This window comes from Microbacterium sp. NPDC097977 (genome assembly GCF_040302605.1).
In the GTDB taxonomy this organism is placed as follows: domain Bacteria; phylum Actinomycetota; class Actinomycetes; order Actinomycetales; family Microbacteriaceae; genus Microbacterium.
Window position 1 is genome coordinate 1 of record NZ_JBEOUR010000120.1, and the last position, 5,679, is coordinate 5,679.

Genomic DNA, 5,679 nt, shown 5'->3' on the forward strand with positions numbered 1-5,679 from the left:
GATAGAGAAGGTGTGGGACCGGCTGAGCGTGGATCAACGCCTGGCGGCGGATGTCGCGTTGGCCGGGTGCGCCCGCGGATACGGTGTCGAGGTCGACGACGGCGGTGACCCTGATGTCGATCCGGACCTCGACCCGGAGGATGTGGATGATGGTTCGGGGCCTGCGCCGACGGTGCAGGATCTGGCGATGCTCGCGGAGGATCTCGCGTCGATGTTCGACCCCGATGGGGAAGAGCCCAGAGATGAGGTGGCGTGTCGTCGTCGGGGTGTCACGATCGGCCGGTTGACGGACGGGGTGCATGCGATCCGCGGGTTTCTGACCCCGGATGTCGCCGGACAGTTCCAGGCGATCATGGACGCGATCCTCAACCCCAAAGGCGACGGACCACCGATGCCCGGCGTGCACTTCGTGCCGAGTGACGGTGATGGTGCGGACACCGGTTTCTCGGACGTCGATGTCGACGTCGATTCCGGCGCCGGCACTGGCGTGGGCGGTGTGGGTGCCGATGCCGATGCCGATGCCGAGGGTGAGGATCCGTTCAACTCGGATCCGCGGTGTGTGCTCGATGACCGCACTGCGGCGCAGAAGCGTCACGATGCTCTCGCGATGGTTCTCGCGATCGCGGCCCGCCACAACGACATGCCCACCCTCGGTGGTGCGGCACCGGTCCTCGTCGTGAACGTCGACGCGGCGGACCTCGCTGCCCACCTCGGCGCCACAGGTCTCGCCGCTGACGGCAGTCACGTCGCCGGAGCCGCCTTCGGAAACGCTGCGCAGGGATCTTCCTTCAGCAACGCCGCGCAGGGGGCCGCCTTCGGAAATGCCGCGGAGTCGGGCGGTGGGAATGGTGGGTGGGCGACGATCACCGGTTCCGGTGCCCACGTGCCCGTGAGCGTCGCCGCGCAGATCGCATGCACCGGATCGATCCAGCGGGTGGCGTTCGATGAGGGGCGGATCATCGCGATCACGACCACCGACCGGGTCTTCACGGTGCATCAACGGCGGGCGATCATCGCCCGCGACAAGGAATGTCTGATCCCGGGATGTCATGTTCCGGCGTCATGGTGTGAGATCCATCACGTCACCGAGCACGCGAGGGGTGGTCCGACACATACGGATAACGGTGTGCCGTTGTGCTGGTGGCATCACCGATCCCTCGGGAAGTCCGGGTGGGAGATCCGCATGAACGACGGTATCCCCCAGGTGCGGGGACCTGTCTGGTGGGACCCCGACCAACGATGGCGCACCCCGCGACTCAGCGCGGCCAGGCGGAGAGTCCCCGCGCGGCTCGCCCGCACGGGATGACAGGGGCGAGCATCATCGACGAGAGTCCGTCATCGCGTCATCGACGAGAGTCCGTCATCGCGTCATCGCGTCATCGCGTCATCGGTGCGACGGGCGCCGCATCACCGGACGGTGAGCTCGAACCCGTCGACCGTCGGCACGACGGCCACCTGGGTGAGGTCGTCGACGTGGAAGGTCGGTTCATGCGAGGTGGCGTGCGAGCCGACCCCGATCACGCGCATGCCCGCGGCGTGAGCGGCCTGAATGCCCGCACCCGAATCCTCGAACACCACGCAGTCGGCCGGGTCGACACCGAGCATCTTCGCGCCCAGCAGGAAGCCCTCGGGATCCGGCTTCGATGCCGACACGTTCTCCGCGGTTACGGTCAGCGCGGGGACAGTGAGACCTGCCTGCCCCATGCGCGCATTCATCAGCGTGAGATCGGCCGAGGTCACGATCGCATGAGGGTAGAGGTGCAGCGCCGCAAGGAGCACATCCGCGCCCTCGATGGCGACGACCCCGTCGACGTCCTGGCTCTCGTTCGCCAGCATCACGGCGTTCTCCCGGATGTTGATCTCGTGATCTCGCTCCGGCAGCATGATCGCCATGCTCTGATGGCCCTGACGTCCGTGCACGACGCTCAGCACGGTCGCCGGGTCGATCCCGTGCGGCGCAGCCCACGCCAGCCACAGGCGTTCCACGACGGCCGTCGAATCGACGAGAGTGCCGTCCATGTCGAGCAGGACGGCGCGGGCGCTGATGGTCTCGGTCATCTCCCCAGGCTACTGCCGACGCATCCCGCACCCGTCGGCGACGGCAGAGCCGCGCGCCCGGATGCAGACCATGCCGGCTGCCCCGGCCGGCTCACGTGCCCCCTCATCATCCGCCGAGATACGCACGGTGCAGCAGCTGCGGGTCGGCCGCCAACGCCTCCGCCGTGCCCTGGAACGAGACCTGCCCGCCGGCCACGACGACGGCCTCCCGCGCGAGCCCGAGAGCGAGCTGCGTGAACTGCTCCACGAGGAGGACGCCGACCCCCGATTCGGCGATCGAGGTCACGATCGGCATCAGCCGCATGAAGACGACCGGAGCGAGCCCGAGCGACATCTCGTCGATCAGGAGGATCTTCGGCTTCGCTGCGAAGGCGCGGGCGAGCACCACCATCTGCTGCTCGCCACCCGACAGGAGCGCCGTCGGCGAGTCGATGCGCTTCTCGAGTTCGGGGAACGGCTCGAGCGCAGCATCCAGCTCCGCGGGCGTTCGTGCGGTGAGCGAGATGTTCTCGCGCACGGTCAGCGAGGGGAACACCGCACGGCCCTGTTCGATGTGCACGATGCCGCGGCGGGCCCTCGCCACTCGCGAGAGCTTGTCGAGCGGCTCGCCGTCGAGCATGAGTGTCCCCGCAGAATGCGGCGTCACGCCCGACACCGATTCGATCAGGCTCGTCTTCCCGGCACCGTTCGGGCCCACGAGCGCCAGCACCTCGCCACCTCTGACGGTCAGCGACACGTCGGAGATCACGGGACCCGCTCCACGGCTGACAGCTACCGAGTCCAATACGAGTTCGCTCACTTCAGCAGCTCCGTCTCTCCCATATAGGCCTTCACGACGACCGGGTTCGCGAGCACCTCGGCCTGCGGCCCCGACGCCAGCACCCGACCGAAGTCGAGCACGGTGAGCGTCGGGCAGACCGAGCGCACCAGATCCAGATCATGCTCGATGATGATCAGCGCCACGCCGTAACGGGCAGGAAGCTCGCGCAGTCGAGCCGCGAGGGCCAGGTGCTCCTCGTGCAACAGTCCGGCCGCGGGTTCGTCGAGGATCAGCAACCGCGGTCGGGCGAGCACGTTCGCGGCCACCTCGACGAGCCGGCGGGTGCCGACATCCACGCTCGACAGACGCGAACTCGCGGGCGGGCATCCGAAGAACTCCAGCACCTCGTCGATGTCGGAGGTCGCGAGTCGACGTCGAGCGACGAACCGCACGTACGCACCGACCGTGAGCGCGGGCGGCACTCTGTCCTGCTGGAAGGTACGCCGCAGGCCGAGCCGCGCACGACGCGTCGGCGACAGACCGCCGAGGTCACGGTCGCCCAGGAGCACACGCCCGCCGTGCTTCGGAAGGAAGCCGCTGATCGCATCGACGAACGTCGACTTGCCGGCGCCGTTCGGCCCGATGAGGCCCATGATCGACGCCGCGGGAACCTGGAAGGACACGTCGTCCAGGGCCTTCAGTGCGCCGAACTGCACGGTGAGTCCCTCGACCGCGAGCACCGGGGCGCCGTCGAGAGCTCGTTCATCGACGGTCGCGGTCGTCGTGGTGGTGATCGCCGCGGCCTCGGCGTCGGCATCCGGGGGGAGCGCCGTCAGCGTCGCTGTCGCGGTCCGGCGATCCGCGCGCCTCCAGATCAGGTTGCGGATTCCCTGCCCGAGGTTGGTGCCGCTGGTGAGAGCCTGCACACCGAGCACTCCGAAGACCACGAACGCCCAGTCCTGCGGCACGCCCCAGCGCTTGAGCAGCTCGGGGACGAGCACCCAGAGGATGCCGCCGAAGATCGCCATGTCGATCAGATGCGCCCCTGACATGATCGCGAGCACGTACAGCGCGAGCGACTGCAGCGGCGTGAAGCTCGACGCGAACGGCAGCTGCACCTGCCCGGCGAGCAGTCCTCCCGCGATCCCGCCGAGGGCGGCCGAGACGGCGAATGCGGTGAGCTTGGCGGTCTGCACGCTCTGTCCCGCTGCGGCCGTGCCCCTCTCGGAGAACGCGACGGCCTTCCAGCTCGAACCCCACCGGCCCCGCTGGAGGAAGAACACGCCCAGCGCGCAGACCGCGAGAACGACGATCGACAGGAAGAAGAACTCCCGATCGTTCGAGAAGAGGTCAGGACGCTCGATCGCTGCGCCGTCCGCCGAGCCGGGGAACTGGATCTGCACCAGGGTCACATCGGCGGCCGCCGCGAAGCCGAGCGTCACGACCGCGAGGTTGACGCCGCGGAGTCGAAGAGCGGGCAACCCCACGAGGATGCCGACGAGACCCGCCGCGATGCCGCCGAACACGAGCCAGACGACGAAGCCTCCGGGGGCGTGCATGACGTTGAGCAGCGACACGATCCAGGCGCCGACGGCCGCGAACGTGAGCTGGCACAGGGCGATCATGCCCGCGGATCCCGTGACGATCCCGAGACCGAGGATCGCGATCGATGCGATGACAGCGCTGATCGCCAGGAAGACGAAGTAGCCCGGCAGTGCCGTGCTCAGGACGGCACCCACTCCGATCGCGACGGCCGCGACGGCGAAGGGCCAGGACAGACGGAACCAGGGACGGTCAGCGAGCGGCATCCCACACCTCCTTGCGCTGCGTCCACAGGAGGAGGACGACGATGAACAGGAACGGGAGGAAGTTGCGCACGAGGGCGACTTCGTCGATCTGCGCGACCAGACCGCTCAACACCCCGAGCACCACGCCGCCGATGACGGCGAGATCGAGGCGACGGAATCCTCCGAGAAGGGCGGCGGCCGCCGCGGGGACGATGAGCATGGCGAGGCTCGTCGCGTCGTTCGACTGCGACGGCGCCACGATGATGATCGCGATCGCGCTGATCACACCCGTGACGAACCACACGGCGATCGAGAGCGGACGGGAGCGGATGCCGAGCAGCTCAGCCGTGGTCGGGCGCTCGGAGAGCGCGCGCAGCTGGGTGCCGACTCTCGTGCGGCGCAGCACGACGCGTACGGCGATCGCGGTGACGACGGCCATGACGACCGTCGCTACCGTGACCTGGCTGATCACCACGCCGCCGAACGAGAAGGCGGGACCCGCGATGATCGGCGTGAACGGCTGAGGCTTGTTGCCGAACAGGATGAACGACAGGGAGATCAGCAGGAGCAGCGGCCCGACGGTCATCGCGGACCGGGTGGTCGTGGACGCCTCGGACAGCCACGTCGCCGCGATCCATCCGATCGCTGCCGAGAGGATCCCGCCGACGAGCACGCCCAGCACGGAGCCGAGCCAGATCGGCACTCCGAGTTCGCTGACGAACCACACCGCGCTGAACGCGCCGAACATCGCGGTCGCGGCCTGCGCGAAGTTGACGACGCGCACGAGGCGGGACATCAAGGTCAGGCACACGCCGAGGACGGCGTAGAGACCGCCGGCGGCGAGGCCGGCTATGGCGCCTTGCAGCATGAGGCGTCCTTTCTGAGTGGGCCCCTCCTCTCGCTTCGCTCCTCGCTCAGGAACCGGAGTGCTTCCGGTCCCTGAGTGAGCGGATCGAGACGAGGGGTGTGGGACCTGGCTCGGTCCCTGAGTGAGCGGATCGAGACGAGGGGTGTGGGACCTGGCTCGGTCCCTGAGTGAGCGGATCGAGACGAGGGGTGTGGGACCTGGCTCGG

5 protein-coding genes are annotated in these 5,679 nt (G+C 68.5%); 1 reads left to right on the top strand and 4 read right to left on the bottom strand.

Annotation, left to right across the window (positions count from 1 at the left end; genetic code table 11):
• Positions 1 to 211: 211 nt before the first annotated feature.
• Positions 212 to 1,306 (top strand): HNH endonuclease signature motif containing protein, encoded by a 1,095-nt coding sequence (locus ABTZ43_RS16815; RefSeq protein ID WP_350539603.1) that lies wholly within the window; start codon positions 212 to 214, stop codon positions 1,304 to 1,306.
• Between the two features lie 101 nt (positions 1,307 to 1,407).
• On the opposite strand, the gene ABTZ43_RS16820 is transcribed toward ABTZ43_RS16815, so the two are convergent.
• From ABTZ43_RS16820 to ABTZ43_RS16835, 4 genes are all read right to left on the bottom strand, one after another.
• Positions 1,408 to 2,058 carry an HAD-IA family hydrolase gene (locus tag ABTZ43_RS16820; protein ID WP_350539600.1) on the bottom strand — a complete coding sequence of 217 codons (651 nt, stop codon included), beginning with the start codon at positions 2,056 to 2,058 and terminating at the stop codon, positions 1,408 to 1,410.
• 106 nt (positions 2,059 to 2,164) lie between these two features.
• A complete protein-coding gene (locus ABTZ43_RS16825) occupies positions 2,165 to 2,857 on the bottom strand; it encodes an ABC transporter ATP-binding protein (protein ID WP_350539601.1) in 693 nt (230 codons plus the stop codon).
• Positions 2,854 to 4,626, bottom strand: a complete 1,773-nt coding sequence (locus ABTZ43_RS16830; RefSeq protein ID WP_350539602.1) for a branched-chain amino acid ABC transporter ATP-binding protein/permease — start codon at positions 4,624 to 4,626, stop codon at positions 2,854 to 2,856. Before ABTZ43_RS16830 ends, ABTZ43_RS16825 begins: the two co-directional genes overlap by 4 nt.
• A complete protein-coding gene (locus ABTZ43_RS16835; RefSeq protein WP_056415832.1) occupies positions 4,613 to 5,473 on the bottom strand; it encodes a branched-chain amino acid ABC transporter permease in 861 nt (286 codons plus the stop codon). Before ABTZ43_RS16835 ends, ABTZ43_RS16830 begins: the two co-directional genes overlap by 14 nt.
• Positions 5,474 to 5,679 lie beyond the last annotated feature (206 nt).